The organism is Halorubrum sp. Ib24 (assembly GCF_002252745.1).
GTDB lineage: Archaea > Halobacteriota > Halobacteria > Halobacteriales > Haloferacaceae > Halorubrum.
Window position 1 is genome coordinate 59,328 of record NZ_NHOX01000044.1, and the last position, 22,041, is coordinate 81,368.

Genomic DNA, 22,041 nt, shown 5'->3' on the forward strand with positions numbered 1-22,041 from the left:
GGCACACGGTCGGACGCGGTGGGGTTCGGCGGCGACGGTCACCGGAGGCGACGCTCCCTCGCCGGGAGTCCCCCGTCGCCGCGTCGATGACGATGAACGATCGTTATCTTCGCTACGCATATTCCAAGACATATTTATGCTTCAAAGGAATACGGTCGCTCATGGCACGCTCGTTCACGCCCACGACGTACGAGGACATCGACCCGGACCGCCGTCCGAGCCTGGCGGCGGCGCTGGTCCCGGTCCTCGCGGTCGTGGCGTTCCTCGGTATCGGCTCGCCCGTCCTCGGCCTCGACCCGCACGCGCCGCTCCTCTGGAGCATCGCCTTCGTCGGCGTCTTCGGCCTCTGGCTCGGCTACGACTGGGACGACCTGTTCGACGGCATCGCCAACGGTCTCGTGATGGGGCTGCAGGCGCTGCTGATCATCTTCACCATCTACGGGCTCATCGCGACGTGGGTGAGCGCCGGGACGATTCCGGGGCTCATGTACTTCGGGCTGGAGACGCTCACGCCCGCGACGTTCCTCCCCGCCGCCGCGGTCGTCGCGGCGGTCGTCGCCTTCGCGATCGGCTCGTCGTGGACCACCGTCGGCACGCTCGGCGTCGCCTTCGTCGGCAGCGGCGCCGGGCTCGGCGTCCCGGACCCGATGACGGTCGGGGCCGTCCTTTCAGGCGCGTACGCCGGCGACAAGCAGTCGCCGCTCTCGGACACGACGAACCTCGCCGCCGGGGTGGCGAACACGGACCTGTACGCGCACATTCGCCGGATGCGGACCGGCACCCTCGTCGCCTTCGGGCTCGCGGTGCTCGGCTTCCTCGCGCTCGGGCTCCGCGCCAGCGGCGCGATCCCCGCGGGCCGGATCGCCGAGATCCAGGGCGCGCTCGCCGGGACGTACGCGATCACGCTGCTCGCGTTCGTCCCCCTCGCCGTCACCTTCGGGCTGGCGCTGCGCGGGTACGCCCCCCTGCCGACCCTCGTCGCCGGCGTCTTCGCCGGCGTGCTCACGACGGTGTTCGTCCAGGGCGCCGGGTTCGTCGCCGCGTGGGACACGTTCATGTACGGGACCGCGCCCGAGTCCGGCTCCGAACTGGTGAACGAACTGCTCGTGACCGGCGGCCTCACCGGCTCCGCGTGGACGATCACGGTCGTCGTCGCGGCGCTCTCGCTCGGCGGGATCTTGGAGCGGACCGGCGTGTTGGCGGTGATCGCTCACGCCTTCACCTCCGCCGTGCGGAGCCCGGGCGCGCTCGTCGCCGGCACCGGCGTCTCGGCGATCGTCATCAACGCGCTCACCGCGCAGCAGTACATGAGCATCGTGCTCCCGAGCGTCACGCTCCGGAACACCTACGAGGAGTTCGGGATGGACACCGACCAGCTCTCCCGCGCCGTCGAGGCGGCGGGGACGCCGACCGGCGCGCTGTTCCCGTGGCACGCGGGCGCCGTCTACATGGCGGGCGTCACCGACGTGCCGACGCTGGAGTACGCGCCGTACTACCTGTTCGCGTTCCTCTCGCCGCTCGTGCTGTTCGCGATGGCCGCGACCGGCTACAGCCTGAACGCGACGCCGACCGACGCGGGCGTCGGCTCCGCGGCGACGGCGCCCGCGGCGACCGACGACGACTGACGGGTCGACGGCGGCGGTCGGCCGACGCGTTCCCGCCGGTTCGTCCCTGCCTGTCGAACCCGTCAGCCGGTGAGTTGTCCCGGCGACTTACTCGTCGCCGCTCTCGGCGATGAGTTCGTACGAGGTGTACTCGATCGCGTCGGGATCGTCGGCGAGCAACGGATCCAGCAGTTCGTCCTCCCACGTGAGCCAGTCGTCCGGGTACTCGGTCTTCGCCACCGGGTCACCCGCCGGTCCCCAGACGTCCGCCCACGCCTCTCGGCTCTCGTACACCCAAACGGCCGCGAACTCCCCGGCCCGGTCCCCTCTGATACCGCGGCCGATCCGGTGTTCGACCAGCCCGGGAACGCCCTCGAACAGCCCGCGGTCGACGGCCTCCGCTACCGCGTCGCGGAAATCCGACGGGGACGCCGACTCCGCCAGCTCGTAGTGATGAACGCTTACGACCATGGTGTCTCCCCGTTTCGGGAATCGCGCGCGCCACTGATGAATGCAGCACCCCGCGTTCGGCACGGGGCCTCCCGATCGCGGGGAGTCCCGTCGGAATCGCGGTTCCGAGGCTTTCAGTCCGGGAGGCGGAACGCGAGACCGTACATCCGCCCGACCGATTCCGACCCGATCTCGCCCGCGAGCCGACGAGCGGCCGCCGCCAGCGCGTCGCCGGACTCATCGGGGCAGTCTCCGGCCATGGCGGTCGCCTCGTCGGCGTGGGCGGAGACGTGACTTTCGGTCCAGGGCACCGGCTCCAGTAGCGTCCGCTCCCGTTCGAACTCCCAGCCGTGCCCCGCGAAGAACCGCCGCAGGAACGCCGCCGGGTAGAAGGTGAGCGCCGGGCGGCCGCGGGCCAGCTCCGACGCGGCGTTCTCGACGGCGACCAGCTCGCGGATCGCGGCGTCGTCCGGGAGCGGGTCGTAGTCGTCGACGACGAGGTGCGCGCCCGGGGCCGCGACCCGCGAGAGCTCCGCGGCGACCGCCGACAGCGCCGCGGGGTCGAGGACGTTACAGAGACCGTGCGCGGTAATCAGGTCGACGGAGTCGTCGGGGAGCGGGACCGCCCGGAGGTCCGCCTCCAGCACCGCCAGTCGGTCGTCGACGGTGGCGGCGTTCCCGTCACCGTCGTCGCCGCCGTTCCCGTCACTGTCGGTGTCGCCGCCGCCGTCACCGACGCGCCGTCGCGTCGTCAGCACGTGGCCCCGGTCGTTCGTCACGGCGTACACCCGGGCGGCGCCGTTCGCGAGCAGTGCGGCGGTCGCGTTCCCGGCGCCCGCCCCGGCCTCCAGACAGCGCTTCCCGGCCACCGGTCGGTCGTCGAGCGCGGTCGCGACCGTCTCCGGAACGTCCATGCTCCGGGCTCAGTGGTGCAGCTGTTCAGGAACCGGGCTGTCTTCGTGGCGGACCCGCTCGATCAGCGACCGCTGGGCGGTCTCGTCCATCCCGGTGAAGTCGGCGGCGGCCTCGAGGATCATGGTGACGAGCTTCGGATCGCCGGCGCTGACGACGCTGGTGAGCCCCTGCGCGGCGGCGAAATCGAACCGCTCGCGGACCTCGTCGGGGGCGGTGACCGGGCGGTACCAGTTCGCGAACGGCCGGTCCGCCTCGGGGAGCTGGTCGGTCGGCGGCCACGAGCCGCCGGCGAACGCCTTGATCCCGAGCGTGCCGACGTCCTCCGCCTCGGCCCGGGCGAGGACGGCCTCGTAGTCGTATTCGTCGCCGTCCTTGCCGGCGACGACGGGGTTCAGCGGGAACATCACGGTCTCGAGGTCGTCGATGCGGTCGAGCGCGTCGAGGATGAGGTCGGGGTCGCCGTGGCTCGTCAGCCCGATGTGGTCGATCAGCCCCTGCTCTTTGGCCTCGCGAAACGCCGCGAGCGCGCCGTCGTCGCCCGTGATCGCGTCCAGTTCCTCGTCGTACTCGAGCCCGTGGAGCTGATACAGGTCGATCTTGTCGACGCCGAGGCGGTTCAGCGAGCGGTCGAGCTTGCGCCACGCGCCCTCGTACGTCCGCTCTTGGGTCTTACAGCCGAGGAATATCTCCTCGCGGTGCTGGCGGAGTTTCGGGCCGAGCTTCAGCTCCGCGTCGCCGTACGTCGGCGCCACGTCGAAGTGGTTGACGCCGTAGTCGAGGACGTGCTCGACGAGCTGGTTCGCGCCCTCCTGTTCGAGCCAGTTGAGCGCGATCGCGCCGAACGTCATCACGCTGCTGTGGTGACCGGTGTCACCGAGCGGGCGGGTCTCCATACGTGCGCCATCGCGCCGCCGCGGCATAACGGTTGGCGGCGCCCGGCCTGACGGGCCGACCGTCGCGGGTGCTCCGAACGCGCTCCGCGGTCCGGTAGGTTTACCGCCGTCGACACCCCGCCGATCGAACATGAGCTTGGAGGTCGCCGTCGCCGTCCCGTTCAAACACCGCGCGAAGGAGCGGCTGGGCGAGGGCGATTTCGTCGTCGCGCTGTCGCTCGACCGCGACTGGTTCTCGCCGGACCAGGCGAAGCGGCTGGTCGACGTCGCCGTCGGCCGCGGGCTGGTCGCCGAGGAGGACGGCGACCTCGTCGCGCGCTTCGACCCCGACGACGTGTTCGTCCCGGAGGGGTTCGCGCCCGACGAGTCGATCCTCCGGGAGCAGTCCACCTTCGAGACCGCCCTCGACGCCATCGTCGCGGCCGGCGTCGAGAAGCAGCGCGCGGTCGCCGCGATCAACGAGCGACAGCGCGCGCTCGCGGTCACCATCGAGGCGGCCGCGGTCCTCGTCGCGAAGGAGCACGGCGCCGCGGTCGATCACCTCGCGGCCGACGTGCGCGAGGAACTCGCCGCCGCCGGAGAGCCGTCCGGCGACGCCGACGAGTCGGCGACCGACGCCGCGGGTGACGCCTGATGGTCGCGGACCGACTGACCGACGGCGTCCGGATCGGCCAGCTGCTCGCGTCGGAGGTCTCCGGCAACGAGGGGCGCCTGCGGGACCTCGCGCTCGCCGACGCCGACCCCGACGTCGAGCCGACGACCGACGGCGCGCTCGCGTACCGGATCGTTCGCGAGGGCGAGGCCGGCGGCGACGCCGTCGGGCGCGAAGTCGCCGAGGTGTACGTCCACCCCGACCGCGTCCGGGTCGAGTTCGTCGGCGGCGACGCGGACCGTGAGACGGATGCTGTCGACCCGTCCGACGCGCCCGACTCGTCCGATTCGTCCGACGCGCCCGATATCCCCGGACCCGCCGCGGACGCTGGTCTTCGTCGAGGACGGCGCGCAGGTGAAGCGCGCGCTGCCGGTGCTGGAGGCCGTCGTCGACGCGATATAAAAGGGACCGCCGTCGGGCCGTCCGCGGCGGCGTCTCAGTCCGACCGGCCGCCGTCGCCCATCGCGACGTTGCGCGACGCCGACGGGTCGTCGGGCGACTCTCCACCGACCTCGAACTTCCGGAGCAGCGCGCGGAGCCGCTCGGCCTGATCGGCGAGCGAACCGGCCTCGGCCGTCGCCTGCGACATCGCGGCGAGCTGCTCGTCGGCCGCCTCGCTGACGTCGTCGGCCTCGTCGGCGGTCGACTTGCTGATCCCTGCCACCTCCTCGACCATCGACACCGTCTCCTCGGTGCTCGCGGCCTGGTCGTCGGTCGCCTTGCTGATCTCGCGGATCCCGTCGTCGGTCTCGGCGGCGTTGCCCGCCACCTCGGCGAACGCGTCCGCGGCGTCGCTGACGGCCTCGGCGCTGGCCTCCATATGTTCCTCGGCGGTCCGGACCTCTTCGACGGTCGCCTGCGTCTGCGACTGCGTGCCGGCGATGAGCTCCTCGATCTCCTGGGCCGCCTCCTGGGTCTCCTCGGCGAGCTGTTTCACCTCGTCGGCGACGACGGCGAACCCGTCGCTCCCGCCGCCGCCGCCGCCGGCCCGCGCGGCCTCGATGTTGGCGTTGAGCGCGAGCAGGTTCGTCTGTTCCGCGATGTCGCTTATCAGGTCGACGATCTCGCCGATGTCGTCCATCCGCTCGTCGAGGACCCTGACCTTCTCCGCGGTCGCGCCGATCGATTCGCGGGACTCGCCGACGCTGTCGATCGCCTCGCCGGCGGTGTCCTGTCCCTCGTTTGCGATCGACGCGGTCTGCTGGGCCGCGTCCGCGACGGTCTCCGTCGAGGAAGCGACCTCCTCGATCGTCGCCGAGAGGTTGTTCATCTCGCCTGAGACCTGTTCGAGCATCTCGCGCTGCTCGTCCGCTCCCTCTGCGATCTCCGTGACCGACCGACTCACGTCCTCGCTGCGCGCCTCGGCCGTGTCCACGCCTTCGACCGTCTTCTCGCTGGCCGCGGACACCTCGCCCGCGAACGACTGGACGTCGCGCATCGTCGACTCGATGTCGTCCATCATCTCGTTGAACGCGGCGCCGATCTGCTCCATCGCCTCGCTCTCGCTGCCGGCGTCCAGCCGGACCGTGAGGTCGCCGTCGGCCGCGCGGTCCATCGTCGCGCTGTAGTCGTCGGCCTTCGTCTCGAGGTGGTCGTTCAGCCGCTCGACCTCCTCGCGGCGCTTCTCGACTTCCGCCTTCGCCTCCTCGACGTCTTGGATCTCCGACTTCTGCTCGGCGACGAGGTCGAGCTGGCGCTGCGCCTCCTCGCGCGATTTCTCGATGGAGTACCAGTTGACCATCAGCGCGCCCACGAGCCCGAGGATGAAGAACGCGTGAATTCCGCCCCAGATGATCGGGTTCTCGATCGCCGCGGCGTGGTTGTAGACGAGGCTCGCGTCGATCAGGCTGAACGCGCCGTGGCCGATGGCGACGTACCCGACGCCGACGGCGAACGGGACCCAGTCCTCGTACAGGGCGAGCACCGCCACGAACACGAAGAAGCTGAAGTGCGCCTCGATGTAGCCGCCGGACAGCTTCACCAACGCCATCGAGACGGTCATGAGGCTGAACGCCGCGAGCACCGTCCGCTGGCGTCGACCGAGCCGAGACACGTTCGCCAGCCCCGCCGTGCCGAGGATGATCGCGACGAAGCCGCCGAGCATCCAAAGCGGCGTCGCGGGGATCTCCGCGCCGGTGAACGGCTCGGTCCCGCTGTACAGCCCCAACGCGATCAGAAACGGCACCTGTACCGCGATCGCGATCAGGACGTTCCGGTGCCGGCCGCCCCACATCTCCTTCGGCATGGACGTGCCGTCCGGGACGTATCGGACGATCTCTCGGATCGTGTGCCCCACGCCGGACGGTCCGGACGCGTCCGCCGCTGACCCAGTGGCTGGTTCGGTCATGACCGGAGGTCGACCCCACCGGTTAAAATATCCCCCTTCCCGAATATTACGACTGATACCGTAAATCGTGCGCAGACGCCGGAGAAAGCCGCAATCCGGGATCCGGAGGCCGGTTCGGCCGACACCACCGAAAACCGGTGGACCGGAGACAGGCGGAGGACGGAGACGTTCTCGAAGTCCGTACATTCACACAAAATATACGTTCTTCTTACCATGAAAATAATTTATGTACCGTCCCGGAGTAGCCCTCGTTAAGGTGATGATACCATTCCCATGCGGCCCGAACTGACACGCGAATTCGATAAAGACCTGCTTAACCAGCTCACCGGCCTCACGGGACTCGGATGGACCACGTCGGTACTGGGATACCTGAGCAGCGTGATCGGCTACGGAAACGGCCTGATAAGCCGACTCGTCGCCGAGCCGCAGTCGCTCCTCTACGTCGGCGGGAGCTTCTTCGTTCTCACGCTCGGGCTCGACCGATTACAGAGCAAAATCGCGGCGGAACCGACCGGCGAGGAGAGCCGGGAGAGCGGCGCCCCGCGCGGCGACCCGCACGAAGGGGAGATCAGCGGAGCCGGCGATCCACGCGACGGGGGGACGTGATGGGTCGGCGGTCCACACGGGGGGACGTGAGGAGTCGGCGGTCCACACCACGAGGGAACGCCGTCCGCAACCGGGAGGCCGACCGCGTCGATTTCGTCCCGCTCGCGGTCTCGCTCCCCGAGCCGACGCGTTTTATATCCCTCCGAACCGCGGTACGGCCGTGACGCTCGATCCGATCCACGTCGAGAACATCGCGCGACTCGCGTACGGGATCGCGAGCGACGTGGACACGACCGACCACGACGACCTCGCGGGGCGGGTGTGGCGCGACTGGCTCCCCGAGCTCCGCCGCGACGGCCGCGTCGTGATCGAGGCGGTCGGCGACCACGAGCGCCGGCTCGCCCCCGTCGACGACGCCTCCCTCGCCGAGCGCCCGTTCGAGACGGTCCACGGGCTCGACTCCGGCACGATCAACCCGACGACGTTTAAAAACGGACTCGTCGTCGACGTGGCCCACGCCGCGATGGCGAGCGATCCGACGGACCTGGACCTCCACCGCGACCGCACGATCGTCGGGACCGTCCACGCCGGCGACTCCACCGCCGACTTCGACGACGACTGGCGGCGGCGCGACGACGGCCACACCCGACAGCGCGTGCTCCACGCCCCGCGGGTGAACCGGTACGCGGAGGGCGTGGTCCACGCGCTCGCGCTGTACCTCGCCGAGGGGACCCACGCGCTCGACCACGCCAGCGAGGTCGGCGACCTGCTCGTCTTGGACGGCCCGATATACCCGAAGGAGCTGTTCACGTGGGACGACCGCAACCCCGAGCTCGGTGCGCTCGCCCGCGAGGCGAAGCCCCGCGCGGTCGTCGAGAAGTACGTCCGGCTGGTCGAGCGGTTCGTCGAACGCGACGTGCCGCTCGCCGGCTTCGTGAAGAACCCCTCCAGCGGGACGATCGTCCGGACGCTGGCGCGGAAGGGGGTCGAGCCGCCCTGGCCGGACGACACCGCGCTGTTCACCCGACTGCTGGAGCGGCGGGACGACGCGGGGCAGTCCAGCGGTGGCGGGGCCGGCGACCCGTCCGGAAGCGCCCGCGGCGACCGCCTCGACGACGCGCTCACGTTCACCACCTGGTTTAGAAGCCGCGGGGGCGCCGACGCGACGATGGCGGCCGACGGCGACGCGCTCGGGATCGACCGCGAGCTCGATCCCGAGCTGTACGAGCCCACGTTCATGATCGTGTACGACCCGCGGACCGACGTGACCTACAAGCTGGAGGCGCCGTACGCGTTCAACCGCGACGCCGATACGCGGGACCGGCTCACTCGGCAGGTCCTCGCCGAGGTGGCCACGACCCGCGGTCCGCCCGAGGCGGTGGCGAAGGCCGACGAACTGGCGCGGATCGACGCCACCGAGAAGGCGGCGCTCCGCCCCGGAAGTTCGAGGAGCGCTTCGGACAGCGACCAGCAGGCGACGCTACGACGACCTTGCGGTGGTTGCAATGCTGACTTCTAACGCTTTTCTGGCCCCGCCGACGTGGTCGGCGCGTTTCCTGCGAGGGCCGCATGCGCGGCCGAGGAGCAGCGCGGAGTTCGCCCGGCGGCTCCGCGCCGCCTGCAGAGAATCTCCGATTTTTTCTCGCTGGAGTCGCGAACGGAGGTGAGCGACGGCAGGCTGGGGAGGCGTGAGCGCGGTGTGGAGCGGTGCGGGCGGGGCGGGACTCAAAGGGGCAGCCGGGAGGCGGCGAGGCGTTCACGAGAGCAAAACTCTCGTTGAGCCAATCAGAACGCGAAGGCGTTCTGATGACGCGTAAGGCACTGGAGGGCATGGTGAGCGAAGCGAGAACGACCGAAAAGTGCGTGGTTCGAGACGCCCCCGGCGTCTCGTCATCGCCGGAAATTCAGAGATTTCCGGCTAGCAGTCAGAACCGCTTCTGCGTATTCTGACGACCATTTCACGAAAGGCGCTCCGCGCCCGTTCGAACGACAACGAGCGTGCGCCGTCTCCGCGGGCTGGGTCTTTGGGAGGTTTCCGTTGAATTCCAGTATCAACCGTGTAACCTCCGAGTGGCTGAGGATTTTCGGAGGGTCTTCACCACGGCACCCGTAGGCTCACATTTATAATGCGATGCGACTAAAAACCTCTCAGTCGGACCGCTCCACTGTCCAACTACCCTCCTATCCGCTCTTCCGCCCTGCTCTTGATCGCATGAGTGCCGACGTTTCAGTAAGATCTTCCTCACGGGGAATCTCATCTTTCCGGATCGTACAGGTCCGACACGCGGTAGAGGATTCGGCCGAGAGCTGGCTTGCTCTCGGACTGTCGCCGGCGTACGGGTCGCCCGCGACCTCGCGGAGGAACCGCGCGGACCTCGTCGTCGTCGGGGAACGGCCTCGGTCCGCCGCGTCTGGGACAGGAGTCCGGGACGACCGGGTCGGACGCCGGCGGCGTCGAGGGGGTCGGCGGGGTCGCCGCCGGGTCCATTCCCGTTCCCCGTCCGTCCGACTCGCTCCTTCCCGCTCATCGCCCTCGCTCACCCCGTCGCGTCACGACGCCCGCGTTGTTCGCGACGTTCTTCCACGATCACGCGGAACGCGTCGGCGTCTCGGCCCTCGCCGAGTACCACCGCTCGCCCTCGGTCGCCCGTCCGGACCGCGGGTCGAGCGGGACGCCCGCCTAGGAAGGGGAGCTCGTGCTTCCTGCGCCAGCGCCTTCCCGCCGCCGGAGCCGAGTCCGGTGGAATGCCCCCGCAGTCGGGACAGCGGAACCGCCATGTTCTCGGCGATCCGAGGCACGTCGTGTCGTTGTTTTGCCGAACATCCGGAGGCCTTTCACCGCGTCGTCGAGCGCGACCTCCTGCGGCGTCGTGACGATCACGGCGCCCGTCAGCGGGAGCGTCTGGAGGATCGTGAGCTGGGTGTCGCCGGTGCCCGGCGGCAGGTCCAACACGACGTAGTCCAGATCGCCCCACTCCACGTCCTCGACGAGCTGGGTGATGATCTTGTGGACCATCGGCCCGCGCCAGATGACGGGGTCGTCCTCGCCGGTGAGGAAGTCCATGCTCATCAGCTTCACGCCGAAGCGCTCGGGCGGAACGATCGTCTCCCCGTCGGTCTGCGGGCGCTCCTCGGCCGACACCATCCGCGGGACGTTCGGCCCGTACACGTCGGCGTCGAAGAGCCCGACGCGCGCGCCGAGCTCCGAGAGCCCCGCGGCGACGTTCACGGCCATCGTCAACTTGCCGACGCCGCCCTTCCCGGAGGCGACCGCGATCACGTTCTTCACGCCCGGAAGAACCTGCTCGTCCGCGTCCAGTTCGTCCGGGATCGACGCCGAGAGATCCACCTCGAACCCAGTGTCGGCGAGCGCGTCCCGGACGTCCTCGGCGATCGCCGACTCATGCGGCGAGAAGGGAGCGCCGAGCGCCAGCGACACGTGGACCGTGCCGCCGGTCCCGTCCGCCTCGGTCTCGACGGCCACGTCGTTCACGAGACCGAGCGAGACGATGTCGTCCCCGAGGTCGGGGTCCTCCACGCCCGCGAGCCGCTCCCGCACGTCCGCTTCGTTCATGCCCGGAGGGAGGGCGGTGGGGCGAATAAGGGTTCTGTCACCCGATCAGTCGACCCGCGTGCCGGCGTCCTCGCCGCGCAGAAACGGCGACAGCCCGTCGGCGCCGAACACGTACGCCGGCGCGTCGAGCGCCAAGAGCTCCCGCACCTTCGCCGCCATACCTCCGGAGACGTCGGTCGCGTCGCTCGCCCCGAGCGCGTCGGCGACCGCCTCGAAGGAGTCGATCGCGGGGATCACGTCGCCGTCGTCGTCGAGGACGCCCGGAACGGTCGAGCAGACGCCGACCCGTCGCGCGCCGAGCCCCGAAGCGAGCTCGACCACCAGCTCGTCGCCGGAGACGACGGTGACCCCCTCACCGGCGGTCGCGACGCCGTCGCCGTGAAGCACCGGGACGAACCCCTCGCCGAGCAGCGTCGCGGTCGAGCCGAGCGGCAGGTCGAGGTCGCCCTCGACCCCCTCTGGGCGGGCCGAGAGCGACAGCGGGTGGACCGGCACCGCGGGCACGTCGCGGTCGCGGAGCCGGTCGAGGACCGCCCCGTTTAGCGTCTTCATCGCGCCGTGGACTTCGGCCACCGCCGCCGGATCGCGGGTCCCCTCGCTCGTCGACACGCCGTGCTCGCTGGCGCGGCGGTGGCCGAAGCTCCCGCCGCCGTGGACGACGACGAGCCGGTCGACCGCCCCGTCGGCGAGGGCGTCGGCGACCGCGTCGCAGGCGGCCGCGAGCGCGTCGTCGTCGAGCGTCTCGGGCCGGTCCTTCTCAGTGATCAGGCTCCCGCCCAGCTTGAGCACGACGGGAGGCGCGGCGCCGTCGGAGACGCCGGCGGCGACGTCTCTTCCGTCCGCCTCGGTCGCCTCGCGGTCTGCGGTCACGGCTCCACCACACGAACGCCCTCGGTCGCCAACTCCGCGCGGAACGCGTCCTCGCAGCCCTGCGTGAACGAGAGCGCCGTCTCGGTAGCGTCGCTCTCGTCGAGCGCGACGATGCAGCCGCCGCCGCCCGCGCCCGTGAGCTTCGCCCCGTGCGCGCCCGCGTTCCGGGCGGCCCACACCATCGAGTCGAGCGACCGCGCCGAGACGCCGAGCGCGGAGAGCAGGCCGTGATTGAAGTCCATCAGCTCGCCGAGCTCCGCGAGCAGCTCCGCCGGCGGCTCGGCGTCGCCGGTCGGCTCCGAGCCGGAGCCGGGCGCGCCCTCGGCGACGGCGTCTGCCAGTAGCGCCTCACCGGTCCGGACGACGTCGCCGATCGACTCGACGGTGTCGGCGGCGAAGCCGTACTCCTCGCGGAGCTCGCCGACGCCGGCCACGAGCTCGCCGGTGTCGCCGGCGCCGCCGTCGAAGCCGACGACGAACGGGAGGTTCGGCGCCTCGATCGGCTCGCAGTCGTCGCCCTCGACGCGGACCGCGCCGCCCATCGTCGAGCAGAAGGTGTCGGCGCGGGAGGCCTGCCCGTCCTGCACCTCGTGCTCGGCGCGGTACGCGCGGTCGGCCAGCTCGCGGCGGTCGATCGGCTCCCCGAGCGCCCGCGTCGCGGCGTCGATGCCGGCGACGACGACGGCCGCGGAGGAGCCGAGCCCCGCCCCGAGCGGGATGTCGCTCTCGACCGTGATGTCGAAGCCGGCGTCCGGCGCGTCGGCCGCGTCCCGGGCCTGCCGCACCGCGGCGTCGACGTACCCCATCGCGGCCTCGACCAGCGGCGTCGGCACGTCGACGTCGGGGTGGTCGCCGGTGCCGCCGGAGTACTCCACCGTGAACCCGTTTAGCGAGAGGTCCTCGGCCTCGACGCGGACGTGGTCGTCCGACCGCGGTTCGGCGGTCACCGCGGCGCGTCGCTCGATCGCGGCCGGCACGGCCGGCTCGCCGTAGACGACGGCGTGTTCGCCGAAGAGGTACACCTTCCCCGGCGCTTCACAGACGGTCATACGAATCCCCTCTCTCCGGGGGCATACAGGCGTTGCGTTTGTCGGGTCGGCGTCCGGGCCCGCGCAGGCGAGACGGCGGGAGCCCCCTCCCGCCAGCTTTTCAGCATCGGCCCCCGTCGCGTTCGTCATGGCGCAGATACCGTCGCTGCTCGCGCGGTCGGTCACGAACTTCGTCGACGGCGTGGCCGTCGCGATTCCGCGGCTGCTGTCGGGACTGATCTTCCTCGCGCTGGCGTACGCGACGGTGCGGGTCGTCCTCTCGCTCGTCCGGACCTCGATCGATCGGATCTACGTCGGTGACCGCGAGCTCGTCGGCGACCTCATCACCACGCTCGTGGCGGTCTTCCTGTGGTTCGGCGTCGCGCTGACGTTCCTGAAGGTCGTCGGCATGGGGGATATCGCGGCGAGCCTCGGCACCGCCGTCGGCTTCATCGCGCTCGGCGTCTCCTACGCGCTCTCCGAGATGATCGAGGACACCGTCGCCGGCGTCTATCTCCTCCGCGACCCCGACTTCAACGTGGGATACCGCGTCGAAGCGAAGGGCGTGGCCGGAACGGTCGCGGCCATCGAGCTCCGGAAGACCCGGATCGACACGGACGACGGGGACCGAATCGTGATGGCCAACCGGGAGATAGAGCCGCGCTGGACCCACGACGTGCCCGACGGGGAGCAGTAGTTTCGCGGTCCGGGCGAAGGATATTCACCCAATACTTATCAATTCTGTCTGAGATATCTGCGGTATGTCATCCCAAGTAGATGCGAGCGCCGAGGAAACGGTCGACGGAGACACGACACTCGCCGCGCTTTCGCACGCGTCGGCGCTGGTCGCCTCGTTCTTGGGGCCGCTGCTGTTCTTAGTGCTCGCGGACGACGACGACGAACTCGTCAAGCAGAACGCGAAGAACTCGCTTAACTTCCAGATCGTCGTCTTCATCGCGATGATCGTCTCGGGGCTGTTGACGGTCGTGCTCGTCGGCTTCCTGCTCCTCCCGTTGATCGGACTGCTCGACCTCGTGTTGGTCGTTATGGCCACGCTGAAGGCCAACGAAGGGCAGGTGTACTCGTACCCGTACACGCCGAACATCGTCTGAGGACCGCGAAACCCCTCTTTTACCGCGATAGCAACGGAGAAAGCGACGGCTCTGCGCTTTCGAAACGTCTTAAAAGTCGAACTCGACGTCGAAGACCGGTTACAGCTCGTCCTCGAAGTCGTCGAGGGCGAAGACGGTGTCGGCGCCGCGGCGGTCGAGCGTCTCGTTGGCGAGCAGCCAATAGACGACCGACAGCGCGCGTCGACCCTTGTTATTCGTCGGGATGACGAGGTCGACGTTCGACAGCTGGTTGTTGGAGTCGCACATCGCGATGACCGGGATGCCGACGGTGATGGCCTCCTTGACGGCCTGCGCGTCGCCGATCGGGTCGGTCACCACGACGACGTCCGGTTCGATGTAGCCGGCGTAGTCGGGGTTCGTCAGCGTGCCGGGGATGAAGCGTCCCGTGCGGGCGCGGGCGCCGATGGCGTCCGCGAACTTCTCGGCCGGGAACCGGCCGTACTGCCGCGAGGACGTGACGAGGATCTGCTCCGGGTCGTAGTTGGAGAGGAAGTCCGCCGCGGTGCGGATCCGCTGGTCCGTCGTGCTCACGTCGAGCACGTACAGCCCGTCGTCGCGGACGCGGTGGATGAACCGCTCCATGTCCTTCGTCTTCTGCTGGGTCCCGATGTGGACACCGGCGGAGAGGTAGTCCTCGACGGGGATCAGCAGGTCGACGTCGTCGTCGGGCATGACGTCGTCGTCGAACGGGGAGGCCTCTCTCCTCGGTCCGCCTCGTCCCCTCGTGGGTCTCGGCGTCGGCGGGTGCCCCGTCGGCAGCCGCGTCGGCGGTCGGTTCCTTGGTCGTGTCGGCCTCCTCCTCGACCGCCGCGTCGACCGCCTCGGTCTCCGCGTCGTCGTCGAGTTCGACCGCGTCGTTGTCTTCGCTCATGCGTGGTGTGGGCCCGTCATACCGCGTCGTCCGCGATGCGGACCAGTTCGTTCAGCTTGGCGGTTCGCTCGCCGCCGACCGTGCCGGTCTTGATGAACCCGGCGTCGGTCGCCACGGCGAGGTGTGCGATGGTCGTGTCTTCCGTCTCGCCCGAGCGGTGGGAGATGACGGTCTCGTACCCGTTGCGGGCGGCGAGCTCGACCGCGTCGAACGCGTCCGACAGCGTCCCGATCTGGTTCGGCTTGATCAGGATGCTGTTGGCCGCGCCCGCGTCGATCCCCTCCTGGAGGCGCTCGACGTTGGTGACGAACAGGTCGTCGCCGCAGATCAGCGTCCGGTCGCCGACCCGGTCGGTCAGCTCCGCGAACGCCTCGTAGTCGTTCTCGTCGAGGGGGTCCTCGACGTACGCGAGGTCGTACTCGTCGACGAGGCCGGCGACGTACTCGACCTGCTCGTCGGTCGACTTGGTCTCGTCGCCGTACACGTACGCCTCGGAGTCGTCGTCGTACAGCTCGGCGGCGGCCATGTCGAGGCCGAAGCGGATCTCGAAGCCCACCTCGTCCTCGACCAGTTCGACCGCCTCTTCGACGACCTCGAACGCCTCCGCGTCCGAGATCGGGGGCGCCCACGCGCCCTCGTCGCCCTTCGCCGCGGGCACGCCGCGCTCGTCGAGCACGTCCGCGACCGCCGCGTGGACCGCGGCGTTCGCGAAGACGGCCTCCGAGACGCTCGGCGCGCCGACGGGGGCCGCGAGGAACTCCTGGATGTGGGTCGCCTCCTTGGCGTGCTCCCCGCCGCCGACGACGTTGCCGAGCGGGACCGGGAAGTTGCCGCCGCGGAACGCGCCCCCGAGGTGCTGGTACAGCGGCGCACCGAGCACGTCGGCGGCGGCCTTCGCGGTCGCCATCGAGATCGCGACGGCGCTGTTGGCGCCGATCGCGGAGAAGTCGTCCGTGCCGTCGGCCGCGCGGAGCGCGGCGTCGACGGCGCGCTGGTCGCCCGCGTACAGCCCCTCGAGACGGGGGACAGCGTGTTCGCGGGCCTTCGCGATCGACTCGCTCGCGGGGAGCTCGATCGCCTCGTACTCGCCGGTGGACGCCCCGCTGGGCGCCGCGCCGCGGCCGAAGCCGCCGGACTCGGTGAGCACGTCGGCCTCGACCGTGGCGTTCCCGCGGGAGTCGAGCACGCGACGCAGCGAGACGCTGGTGATGCGGGTCATCAGTTGGACTCCCTCCGGACCGTGAACGGGAGCACGCCCGCGTCGTACTCCTCCGCGGCGACGAGGATGGGCTCCGTCTGGTCCGTGTCGATCAGCACGGGCGCCCCGTACGACACCTGCAGCGCTCGCGCGCCGAGGATGCGTGCCTTCTCGTATCGATTGTATCGCTGTGTTGACATTGTTACTGGTACGGGGAGACGACGTCGACGAGGTCGCGATGGCTGACCATCATCCGGCGGCAGCAGTGCCGGTCGACCCCGAGTTCGTCGAGCACGTCGCCCGGGTCCTCTTCGCCCTCGCGGGCGCGCTCCTTGAACTCCTCCCAGTGTTCACCGATGACGTTGCCGCACGTGAAGCACCGGACGGGAATCATCATGACTGGATCACCTCAGCGGTAGGACTTCTGGTAGCGGGCACGCGCGCCGGGTCCGCCCCACTTCTTGGGTTCGGACTGGCGCACGTCGTTGACCAGCAGCGTGCGGTCGAAGCTCATGTACGCGTCGCGCAGCTCGGCGTCGCCGAGGTGCTGGACGAGACCGCGCGCGATGGCGGTCCGCGTCGCGTCGGCCTGGCCGCTGAAGCCGCCGCCCTCGACGTTGATGTCGATGTCGACGCCGTCGCGGAGCTCCTCGCCCGCGATGCGGAACGGCTCCAGCATCTTGAGCCGCGCCTGTTCCGGTTCCACCAGCTCGACTGGCTGGGAGTTGATACGAACGCGACCCTCGCCGTCGCGCACGGTGGCGCGGGCGACGGCCGTCTTCTTCTTGCCTGAGGTGTTAGTTACCATGTGACGTTGGCTCCCAGAGACTCGGAGATCTCCCCGAGCGTCGTGAACTTGATGTTCGAGAGGCGGTCGAGCGAGGTGCCGTCGAGGACGACGGTCTCGGCGTCCTCGTCGCGTTCGTAGGGGTTGCCCACGTAGACGCGGACGTTCGAGAACGCCTCGCGGCCGTCCTCCGTCTTGTACGGCAGCATGCCGCGGATGGCGCGCTTGAAGATCCGGTCGGGGCGCTTGGGGTAGTACGGCCCGCTGTCGGAGCCGAGCTCCGCGCGGGTGTGGTACGTCTCCATCGTCGCCTCTTCGTTGCCGGTGATGACCGCGTGTTCGGCGTTGACGACGGCGACCGTCTCGCCGTCGAGGACGCGCTGGGCGACCTTCGACGAGACGCGGCCGAGGATGCAGTCGCGGGCGTCGACGACGACGTCCGCGTCTATCTTCGCGAGACTCATCGGATCACCCGGACGTCGCTCCCTTCGGGGTTCTGTTGTACGAACTGTTCTAGCGACACCGCTTCGCCGGCCTGATCGATCTTCGTGCGGGCGGTGCCCGAGAAGTCGACGGCGGCGACGGTGACGTTCTTTTCGAGCACACCGCTGCCCAGCACCTTGCCGGGGACGACGACCGTCTCGTCTTCCTGAGCGTACCGTTCGATGCGGCCCAGGTTGACCTCAGCGTGCGTGCGCCGTGGCTTCTCCAGTCGGTCGGCGACGTCCTGCCACACGTTGGCACCGGAGTCGCGCGAGACCGACTTCAGATCGGCGATGAGGTTCTGTAGTTTCGGATTCGTCTTGCTACTCATAGCTGTCCCTCCTGAAGTGGAGAGTTAGTGAAAACGGAGTGCAGGGAGCAGGATTTGAACCTGCGGACCTCTACAGGACAGCGCCCTGAACGCTGCGCCGTTGGCCTGGCTTGGCTATCCCTGCGTGCACTCCTGCGTAACCCGGCTCCCTTCAAACCACTTTCGGTCCCGCCGTCGGAACGACCCGACTCGAGTCCGAGGCGATCCGACGCGGCGTCGGATCGGGCAGCGGCGCCGCGGCTCCGTGCAGGGGCGAGCGCCGGCCGCGTGGTCTGAAGGTCCGTCATTACGTTAGACCGCGACTTTCGTCTGTAGTTCGTCCGCGCGCTCCTCGATGGAGTCGATCGCGCGGAGCAGCAGTTCCTCGACGCTGAACGACCCGTCCGTCTCGATGTGGAAGACGAACGCGCCGGGGACGTCCTCGATCGCGACCTCCTTGCCGGGGAACCGCTCCGAGAGGTCGTTGTCGAACTCGTCGGTGAGCTCTATCGAACCGTCGGGCGCCTCGATGACGCCGCGGAGGATCCGCGGCTCGTCGTCGTCGAGCTCGCCGAGGTCGCCCTCGACCGAGACGCGCTGGAGGTGGCGGTAGCCGACGGAGACGCCGCCCTGGTGTTTGGCGTGCTCCTTGCCGGTGTTCAGCACCGCGTCCGCCTCGAACTCCAGCCGCTGTCCCTCCTTCAGCTCGATGATCGGCACGTTCTCGTCGGCGACTCCGACGAGCGGGTCCGCGCTCTCGATGTCGCCGGAGTACGCCGTCCCCGGTCCCTCGACGTCGAGCGCGAGGGTGACCTCGTCGCCGACCTCGAAGTCGTCGAGCGGCGTCGTCAGGGGCACCAGCCCCAGCCGAAGCCCGATCATCTCGTCGAACATGACGGAGGAGTTCTCGACGAACCGGACGGTGTCGATCGAGAACGTCGGGACGTCGGCGATCATCGCGCGGCGGATGCCGTTCGCGAACGCCGGGGTGAGCCCGCGGATAAGCACCCGCGCGCTGCGTTCGTCCCGTTCGACGTACTGAACGTCGAAGTCGTCTTCCGTCATGTCAGACTCGCTTGTTCTTTGGCGCCTTCGTCCCGTCGTGCGGGATGGGCGTGACGTCCTCGATCCGGCCGATCTCGACGCCCGCTCGCGAGAGCGCGCGGATCGTCGCCTGCGCACCGGGACCGGTGGACTTGTTGAGGTTGCCGCCGGGGCCGCGCACGCGAACGTGCACGCCCTCCAAGCCGGCGTCCTTGACGCGCTCGGCGACGACCTCCGCCATCTGCATGGCGGCGTACGGCGACGCCTCGTCGCGGTTCTGCTTCACCACGGTTCCGCCGGACGACTTGGCGATCGTCTCGGCGCCCGTCTCGTCGGTGACCGTGATGAGCGTGTTGTTGAACGACGCGTACACGTGGGCGATGCCCCACTTTCCGTCCTCGGATTCACTCATGATTGGTTACTCCTGTGACTCCGCGCGCTCGGGGTGGAGATCGTCCGCGAGCGGGCTCGTCTCGTCGAAGGCGATGGCGCCTTCGTCGTCCACGTCGACCTTCACCGAGGGACGCGTGACGCGAGCGCCGTTGACGGTGATGTGGCCGTGGACGATGAACTGGCGGGCCTGCTGCGTCGAGGACGCGAACCCCTGCCGGTAGGCGACCGTCTGGAGACGGCGCTCGAGCAGGTCGGTCACGTCCAGCGAGAGGACCGCGGAGATGTCGTCGTTGTCGCTGAGGATACCGATGCGGCGGAGTCGCGCAACGAACTCCGCACCGGCATCCTGGGCGACGTCGACGTCACCCTGGGCCTCGCCGAGCAGGCGACGCGCCTCGCGTCGCATGCTGCGCAGCTCGGACTGGGCGCGCCAGAACTCCTCTTTGTTCTTCAGGCCGTACCGCGAGAGGAGGTCGGACTCCTCGGCGATGCGCTCGCCCTGGTACGGATGATTCGGCGTCTCGTAGCCCTTCGTGTTCTTACCGGTGCTCATTCCTCGTCACCCGCTTCGTCTTCCGCCATCTCCTCGCGGATCTCCTCGACGTTGACGCCGATGGTGCCCTCGGACCGACCCGTGGACTTCGTGCGCTGGCCGCGTACCTTCTGGCCGCGCTTGTGGCGAACGCCCTTGTACGATTCGATGACTTTCATCCGGTTGATGTCGTGACGGCGCTTCTCCTGGACGTCGGTGCCGACCAGGTGCGTCGTCTCTCCGGAGTAGAAGTCGTTCTGTCTATTCGTCATCCACGACGGGACGTGGTCTTCGAGGTTCTCGGCGATGTCGACCACCGCGTCGATGTCGCCCTCGTCGAGGAGACCGAACGTGGCGTTGCGATCCACGTCGGCCTTCTCGGCGACCAGCCGCGCCGTGCGCGTGCCGATGCCGTCGAGTTCGGACAGGCTTCGCTCGACCGTCTTCGTCCCGTCGAGGTCCGCGCCCCCGATCCGGACGAAGTACTGGAGGTCTTCCTCCTCCTCCGGCGAGTCGTCCTGTGATTCTTCCGTGCTCATGTGTTGGTTGTGGTGAGCCCTACCGGCGCGAATCCGGCGGTGCTCGGTCCGTTCGAGCGTTGCGGCGGGGATTCGAACCCCGGAGGCAGTGACGCCACAGAGTTAGCAACCCTGCGCCTTGGGCCAGGCTTGGCTACCGCAACTCGCGTCGTATCGTCGCCCTCGTGGACTCGGGACCCGGCGCCCCTGCAGTTCGTGCATCCGTACGGTCCCGCTTTCGCTACTTAAACATCACGGAAGGGCGGAGCGAATGCGCCCGGTTCGCACGGGTGTGAGAGGGTATCACGGTGGAACGGGGAGTCGCCGAGTCTGTCGCGGTCGGGCGGCTCCTTCCGGTCGCGACCGTGCGGCACCGTCCGGTGGAGGTCGTCGACCGCGCGCCCCGGGGGTTCCGTTTGGCGTACTGTTTAGTGGATGCCGCGGGTGCATCGACGCATGAAGGCCGTCCAGTTCGGTTCCCACGGCGACCGCGACGTGATCGAGTACGGCGAGTTCCCCGACCCGGAGCCCGACCGCGGCGAGGTCGTCGTCGACGTCAAGGCGGGCGCGCTCAATCACCTCGACATCTGGACCCGTCGCGGCCTGCCCGGTGTCGACCTGGAGATGCCCCACATTCCCGGCAGCGACGCGGCCGGCGTCGTTGAGGCGGTCGGCGAGGGCGTGACGCGGTTCGAGCCCGGCGACCGCGTCGCCGTGAGCGCCGGCGTCTCCTGCGGCGAGTGCGAGTTCTGCCGCCACGGCGAGGAGTCGCTGTGCCCCTCGTTCCACATCATCGGGGAGCACGTCCGGGGCGTCCACGCCGAGAAGGCGACCGTCCCGAGCGAGAACCTGGTCCCCGTCCCCTCGGGCGTCGACTGGGAGGTCGCCGGCTCCGCCTCGCTCGTCTTCCAGACCGCCTGGCGGATGCTCCAGACCCGCGCGGACATCGAGGCGGGAGAGAAGGTGCTCGTGCTCGGCGCCTCCGGCGGCGTCGGCCACGCCGCGGTCCAGATCGCCGACCACGCGGGCTGTGAGGTGTTCGCGACCGCCTCCAGCGAGGAGAAGCTCTCGCACGCCGAGGCGTGCGGCGCCGATCACGTCATCGACTACGAGGCGAACGACTTCGCCGAGGAGATCGCGGGGCTCACCGGCCGCCGGGGCGTCGACGTCGTCGTCGACCACGTCGGCGAGGCGACCTACCCGAACTCCCTGAAGTCGATGGCGAAGGGCGGCCGGCTGGTCACCTGCGGGGCGACGACCGGACCGAACCCGGACGCGGAGCTCAACCGCATCTTCTGGAACCAGCTCTCCGTCATCGGGTCGACGATGGCGACGCCCGGCGAGGTCGACGACGTCCTCGAACTCGTCTGGGACGGCACCTTCGACCCGGCCGTCCGCGAGACGCTTCCGATGAGCGAGGCCGCGCGCGCCCACGAGATGATAGAGAACCGTGAGGGCTTTGGCAAAGTAGTGATTAAACCGGACAGTGAGCTCTGAGACCGACGCGGACGGGAGCACGGGCGGCTACGTCCACGTCCCCGACTCCGAGACCGACGGCGAAGGCGAGGGCGCCGTGGGCGTCGCCGACCCCGCCGCGTCGGAACCGGGCGCGGGCGATCCGGGGACCGACGAGCCGACCGCCGACGGCTTCGGCCGACGGGGATGGGCCCTGACGGCCGTCCTGTTCACCTGCGTCCTCGTCATCCCCGGCGTCATCTACCTCTACCCGTACGCCGCGGGCTGGTTCGGGCTCCCATTCTTCGCGACGTACCTCGCGCTCCCGCTCGTCCCCGCGGTCCTGCTCGGGCTGGTCGCCGTCTGGTCGATGACCGCGGCGACGCGAGACCGGTAGCGAGGGCGACGCGATCTCCCGACGGCGCCGGCCGCGAGCGC

23 protein-coding genes, 2 tRNA genes and 4 pseudogenes are annotated in these 22,041 nt (G+C 69.5%); 9 read left to right on the forward strand and 20 right to left on the reverse strand.

The window, feature by feature from the left end; genetic code table 11:
* Nucleotides 1-161 precede the first annotated feature (161 nt).
* The gene (locus tag DJ82_RS12980; protein ID WP_094582015.1) at nt 162-1,625 is read left to right on the forward strand and encodes a Na+/H+ antiporter NhaC family protein; all 1,464 of its coding nucleotides are present in this window, start codon (nt 162-164) and stop codon (nt 1,623-1,625) included.
* A gap of 87 nt (nt 1,626-1,712) precedes the next feature.
* Here the strand turns inward: DJ82_RS12980 and DJ82_RS12985 are convergent, their stop codons facing one another.
* From DJ82_RS12985 to DJ82_RS12995, 3 genes are all read right to left on the reverse strand, one after another.
* Nucleotides 1,713-2,075, reverse strand: a complete 363-nt coding sequence (locus DJ82_RS12985; RefSeq protein ID WP_094527259.1) for a hypothetical protein — start codon at nt 2,073-2,075, stop codon at nt 1,713-1,715.
* A 113-nt stretch (nt 2,076-2,188) separates the two neighbouring features.
* A complete protein-coding gene (locus DJ82_RS12990) occupies nt 2,189-2,968 on the reverse strand; it encodes a class I SAM-dependent methyltransferase (RefSeq protein WP_094582016.1) in 780 nt (259 codons plus the stop codon).
* A 9-nt stretch (nt 2,969-2,977) separates the two neighbouring features.
* Nucleotides 2,978-3,862: an aldo/keto reductase gene (locus tag DJ82_RS12995; protein WP_094582017.1), complete on the reverse strand. Its 885-nt coding sequence runs from the start codon at nt 3,860-3,862 to the stop codon at nt 2,978-2,980.
* Between the two features lie 130 nt (nt 3,863-3,992).
* Here DJ82_RS12995 and DJ82_RS13000 point away from each other — a divergent pair, with 130 nt between their 5' ends.
* Nucleotides 3,993-4,496 (forward strand): DUF2240 family protein, encoded by a 504-nt coding sequence (locus DJ82_RS13000; protein ID WP_198948063.1) that lies wholly within the window; start codon nt 3,993-3,995, stop codon nt 4,494-4,496.
* A pseudogene (locus DJ82_RS13005) lies at nt 4,496-4,916 on the forward strand (hypothetical protein). Before DJ82_RS13000 ends, DJ82_RS13005 begins: the two are co-directional and overlap by 1 nt.
* Nucleotides 4,917-4,950: 34 nt before the next feature.
* Here DJ82_RS13005 and DJ82_RS13010 read toward each other — a convergent pair.
* Nucleotides 4,951-6,861, reverse strand: coding sequence for a methyl-accepting chemotaxis protein (locus tag DJ82_RS13010; RefSeq protein WP_094527263.1), 1,911 nt, complete (start codon nt 6,859-6,861; stop codon nt 4,951-4,953).
* 273 nt (nt 6,862-7,134) lie between these two features.
* Here DJ82_RS13010 and DJ82_RS13015 point away from each other — a divergent pair, with 273 nt between their 5' ends.
* Together DJ82_RS13015 and DJ82_RS13020 are read left to right on the forward strand one after the other, a co-directional pair.
* A complete protein-coding gene (locus tag DJ82_RS13015; protein ID WP_241881523.1) occupies nt 7,135-7,467 on the forward strand; it encodes a hypothetical protein in 333 nt (110 codons plus the stop codon).
* Nucleotides 7,468-7,627: 160 nt separating this feature from the next.
* Nucleotides 7,628-8,926, forward strand: a pseudogene (locus tag DJ82_RS13020) (DNA double-strand break repair nuclease NurA).
* A 1,005-nt stretch (nt 8,927-9,931) separates the two neighbouring features.
* On the opposite strand, the pseudogene DJ82_RS13025 reads toward DJ82_RS13020, so the two are convergent.
* The 3 genes and pseudogenes from DJ82_RS13025 to mvk form a co-directional block, all read right to left on the reverse strand.
* Nucleotides 9,932-10,981: pseudogene (locus DJ82_RS13025) on the reverse strand (Mrp/NBP35 family ATP-binding protein).
* 45 nt (nt 10,982-11,026) lie between these two features.
* On the reverse strand, nt 11,027-11,770 hold the full coding sequence (locus tag DJ82_RS13030) for an isopentenyl phosphate kinase (RefSeq protein ID WP_241881528.1): 744 nt from the start codon (nt 11,768-11,770) through the stop codon (nt 11,027-11,029).
* A 77-nt stretch (nt 11,771-11,847) separates the two neighbouring features.
* Nucleotides 11,848-12,900, reverse strand: a complete 1,053-nt coding sequence (gene mvk, locus DJ82_RS13035) for a mevalonate kinase (protein ID WP_094523904.1) — start codon at nt 12,898-12,900, stop codon at nt 11,848-11,850.
* Nucleotides 12,901-13,027: 127 nt separating this feature from the next.
* On the opposite strand from mvk, the gene DJ82_RS13040 reads away from it, so the two are divergent.
* Both DJ82_RS13040 and DJ82_RS13045 read left to right on the forward strand, forming a co-directional pair.
* Nucleotides 13,028-13,576 carry a mechanosensitive ion channel domain-containing protein gene (locus tag DJ82_RS13040; RefSeq protein WP_094523905.1) on the forward strand — a complete coding sequence of 183 codons (549 nt, stop codon included), beginning with the start codon at nt 13,028-13,030 and terminating at the stop codon, nt 13,574-13,576.
* Between the two features lie 64 nt (nt 13,577-13,640).
* Nucleotides 13,641-13,991 (forward strand): DUF4870 domain-containing protein, encoded by a 351-nt coding sequence (locus DJ82_RS13045; RefSeq protein WP_094523906.1) that lies wholly within the window; start codon nt 13,641-13,643, stop codon nt 13,989-13,991.
* Nucleotides 13,992-14,090: 99 nt separating this feature from the next.
* Here the strand turns inward: DJ82_RS13045 and rpsB are convergent.
* From rpsB to DJ82_RS13110, 13 genes and pseudogenes are all read right to left on the reverse strand, one after another.
* Nucleotides 14,091-14,883 (reverse strand): annotated as a pseudogene (gene rpsB, locus DJ82_RS13050) (30S ribosomal protein S2).
* A gap of 16 nt (nt 14,884-14,899) precedes the next feature.
* Complete coding sequence (gene eno / locus DJ82_RS13055; RefSeq protein WP_094523908.1) at nt 14,900-16,102, reverse strand: phosphopyruvate hydratase; 1,203 nt, start codon at nt 16,100-16,102, stop codon at nt 14,900-14,902.
* Nucleotides 16,102-16,281 (reverse strand): DNA-directed RNA polymerase subunit K, encoded by a 180-nt coding sequence (locus DJ82_RS13060; protein ID WP_094523909.1) that lies wholly within the window; start codon nt 16,279-16,281, stop codon nt 16,102-16,104. Before DJ82_RS13060 ends, eno begins: the two co-directional genes overlap by 1 nt.
* Before the next feature lie 2 nt (nt 16,282-16,283).
* On the reverse strand, nt 16,284-16,478 hold the full coding sequence (locus DJ82_RS13065; protein ID WP_094523910.1) for a DNA-directed RNA polymerase subunit N: 195 nt from the start codon (nt 16,476-16,478) through the stop codon (nt 16,284-16,286).
* A 12-nt stretch (nt 16,479-16,490) separates the two neighbouring features.
* On the reverse strand, nt 16,491-16,889 hold the full coding sequence (locus tag DJ82_RS13070; protein WP_094523911.1) for a 30S ribosomal protein S9: 399 nt from the start codon (nt 16,887-16,889) through the stop codon (nt 16,491-16,493).
* Nucleotides 16,883-17,332 (reverse strand): 50S ribosomal protein L13, encoded by a 450-nt coding sequence (locus tag DJ82_RS13075; RefSeq protein WP_094523912.1) that lies wholly within the window; start codon nt 17,330-17,332, stop codon nt 16,883-16,885. Before DJ82_RS13075 ends, DJ82_RS13070 begins: the two co-directional genes overlap by 7 nt.
* Nucleotides 17,329-17,682, reverse strand: coding sequence for a 50S ribosomal protein L18e (locus DJ82_RS13080; protein WP_094523913.1), 354 nt, complete (start codon nt 17,680-17,682; stop codon nt 17,329-17,331). The genes DJ82_RS13075 and DJ82_RS13080 overlap by 4 nt, the downstream gene beginning before the upstream one ends.
* A 39-nt stretch (nt 17,683-17,721) precedes the next feature.
* Nucleotides 17,722-17,806, reverse strand: a tRNA-Leu gene (locus tag DJ82_RS13085).
* Nucleotides 17,807-17,973: 167 nt separating this feature from the next.
* A complete protein-coding gene (locus DJ82_RS13090) occupies nt 17,974-18,726 on the reverse strand; it encodes a DNA-directed RNA polymerase subunit D (protein WP_094582019.1) in 753 nt (250 codons plus the stop codon).
* A 1-nt stretch (nt 18,727) separates the two neighbouring features.
* Nucleotides 18,728-19,117, reverse strand: a complete 390-nt coding sequence (locus DJ82_RS13095; protein WP_004046448.1) for a 30S ribosomal protein S11 — start codon at nt 19,115-19,117, stop codon at nt 18,728-18,730.
* A 6-nt stretch (nt 19,118-19,123) separates the two neighbouring features.
* Nucleotides 19,124-19,651 carry a 30S ribosomal protein S4 gene (locus DJ82_RS13100; RefSeq protein WP_094523915.1) on the reverse strand — a complete coding sequence of 176 codons (528 nt, stop codon included), beginning with the start codon at nt 19,649-19,651 and terminating at the stop codon, nt 19,124-19,126.
* Complete coding sequence (locus tag DJ82_RS13105) at nt 19,648-20,169, reverse strand: 30S ribosomal protein S13 (RefSeq protein WP_094523916.1); 522 nt, start codon at nt 20,167-20,169, stop codon at nt 19,648-19,650. The genes DJ82_RS13100 and DJ82_RS13105 overlap by 4 nt, the downstream gene beginning before the upstream one ends.
* Nucleotides 20,170-20,226: 57 nt before the next feature.
* Nucleotides 20,227-20,312, reverse strand: a tRNA-Ser gene (locus DJ82_RS13110).
* Between the two features lie 292 nt (nt 20,313-20,604).
* On the opposite strand from DJ82_RS13110, the gene DJ82_RS13115 reads away from it, so the two are divergent.
* Entirely contained in the window at nt 20,605-21,645 is a 1,041-nt protein-coding gene (locus tag DJ82_RS13115) for a zinc-binding dehydrogenase (protein WP_094523917.1), read from the forward strand.
* The gene (locus DJ82_RS13120) at nt 21,635-22,000 is read left to right on the forward strand and encodes a hypothetical protein (protein WP_094523918.1); all 366 of its coding nucleotides are present in this window, start codon (nt 21,635-21,637) and stop codon (nt 21,998-22,000) included. The genes DJ82_RS13115 and DJ82_RS13120 overlap by 11 nt, the downstream gene beginning before the upstream one ends.
* Nucleotides 22,001-22,041: the final 41 nt, after the last annotated feature.

Bases quoted from the DNA above. Each gene is read 5' to 3' on its own strand.
- DJ82_RS12990 (WP_094582016.1), bottom strand. From the start codon at position 2,968: ATGGACGTTCCGGAGACGGTCGCGACCGCGCTCGACGACCGACCGGTG.
- DJ82_RS12985 (WP_094527259.1), bottom strand. From the start codon at position 2,075: ATGGTCGTAAGCGTTCATCACTACGAGCTGGCGGAGTCGGCGTCCCCG.
- DJ82_RS13000 (WP_198948063.1), top strand. From the start codon at position 3,993: ATGAGCTTGGAGGTCGCCGTCGCCGTCCCGTTCAAACACCGCGCGAAG.
- DJ82_RS13010 (WP_094527263.1), bottom strand. From the start codon at position 6,861: ATGACCGAACCAGCCACTGGGTCAGCGGCGGACGCGTCCGGACCGTCC.
- DJ82_RS13100 (WP_094523915.1), bottom strand. From the start codon at position 19,651: ATGAGCACCGGTAAGAACACGAAGGGCTACGAGACGCCGAATCATCCG.
- DJ82_RS13095 (WP_004046448.1), bottom strand. From the start codon at position 19,117: ATGAGTGAATCCGAGGACGGAAAGTGGGGCATCGCCCACGTGTACGCG.
- DJ82_RS13105 (WP_094523916.1), bottom strand. From the start codon at position 20,169: ATGAGCACGGAAGAATCACAGGACGACTCGCCGGAGGAGGAGGAAGAC.
- DJ82_RS13075 (WP_094523912.1), bottom strand. From the start codon at position 17,332: ATGAGTCTCGCGAAGATAGACGCGGACGTCGTCGTCGACGCCCGCGAC.
- DJ82_RS13115 (WP_094523917.1), top strand. From the start codon at position 20,605: ATGAAGGCCGTCCAGTTCGGTTCCCACGGCGACCGCGACGTGATCGAG.
- DJ82_RS13060 (WP_094523909.1), bottom strand. From the start codon at position 16,281: ATGTCAACACAGCGATACAATCGATACGAGAAGGCACGCATCCTCGGC.
- DJ82_RS13040 (WP_094523905.1), top strand. From the start codon at position 13,028: ATGGCGCAGATACCGTCGCTGCTCGCGCGGTCGGTCACGAACTTCGTC.
- DJ82_RS13015 (WP_241881523.1), top strand. From the start codon at position 7,135: ATGCGGCCCGAACTGACACGCGAATTCGATAAAGACCTGCTTAACCAG.
- DJ82_RS13090 (WP_094582019.1), bottom strand. From the start codon at position 18,726: ATGACGGAAGACGACTTCGACGTTCAGTACGTCGAACGGGACGAACGC.
- DJ82_RS12980 (WP_094582015.1), top strand. From the start codon at position 162: ATGGCACGCTCGTTCACGCCCACGACGTACGAGGACATCGACCCGGAC.
- eno (WP_094523908.1), bottom strand. From the start codon at position 16,102: ATGACCCGCATCACCAGCGTCTCGCTGCGTCGCGTGCTCGACTCCCGC.
- DJ82_RS13045 (WP_094523906.1), top strand. From the start codon at position 13,641: ATGTCATCCCAAGTAGATGCGAGCGCCGAGGAAACGGTCGACGGAGAC.
- DJ82_RS12995 (WP_094582017.1), bottom strand. From the start codon at position 3,862: ATGGAGACCCGCCCGCTCGGTGACACCGGTCACCACAGCAGCGTGATG.
- DJ82_RS13065 (WP_094523910.1), bottom strand. From the start codon at position 16,478: ATGATGATTCCCGTCCGGTGCTTCACGTGCGGCAACGTCATCGGTGAA.
- DJ82_RS13070 (WP_094523911.1), bottom strand. From the start codon at position 16,889: ATGGTAACTAACACCTCAGGCAAGAAGAAGACGGCCGTCGCCCGCGCC.
- DJ82_RS13080 (WP_094523913.1), bottom strand. From the start codon at position 17,682: ATGAGTAGCAAGACGAATCCGAAACTACAGAACCTCATCGCCGATCTG.
- mvk (WP_094523904.1), bottom strand. From the start codon at position 12,900: ATGACCGTCTGTGAAGCGCCGGGGAAGGTGTACCTCTTCGGCGAACAC.